Here is a 576-nt window from a genome sequence, read left to right as displayed (position 1 = left end):
CTTCGTCATCCTCGGCCATGGCGCCTGGCTGAAGCGGATCGGGATGATCAATGACGTCTTCGTCGAGGTAGGGTCTCGGCTGGTGTTCATAGTGACGTTGCCGGCCCTGGGGTCCAACCTTGCCGCCGCCGCATCGGGTTTTTGTGGCAAGGACCTTGGCATCGTGTGGTCCGGTCGTTTTGCGCCGGCGTCGCGTCGAGGCGGCTTCGTCACGCCCCCCCGGCTGCCGGATTCTGCTGCAGCCAGCGCAGCAGCGTCACGAACAGCGTGTCGGGATTGACCGGCTTGGTGATGAAGTCATTCATCCCGGCCTCGAAGCAGCGTGCCTTGTCTTCGGCAAAGGCGTTGGCGGTCATCGCCACGATCGGGACGGACTGCGCGCCGCCAAGCTGGCGAATCCTGCGGGTGGCCTCCAGCCCGTCCATGTTCGGCATCTGCATGTCCATCAGGATCAGCGCGTAGTCGTTCTCGCCGGCGAGCTTCAGGGCCTGCGCGCCGTCTTCGGCGATGTCGATCAGCAGGCCGACATCTTCCAGCAGCGTCAAGGCAACCTCCCGGTTGATGGGCTCGTCCTCG

The 576-nt window shown here is 64.6% G+C and carries 1 protein-coding gene; it reads right to left on the bottom strand.

Annotation, left to right across the window (positions count from 1 at the left end; all coding sequences use genetic code 11):
• Positions 1–209 precede the first annotated feature (209 nt).
• Positions 210–576 (bottom strand): response regulator (locus L6Q67_RS24185; protein WP_296576260.1); only part of this gene is annotated, 367 nt, incomplete at its 5' end.

Source organism: Zoogloea sp. (assembly GCF_023150065.1).
Lineage (GTDB): Bacteria > Pseudomonadota > Gammaproteobacteria > Burkholderiales > Rhodocyclaceae > Zoogloea.
Note: the sequence above shows the minus strand (reverse complement) of the source record. Positions and strands in the feature narration are given on the sequence as shown.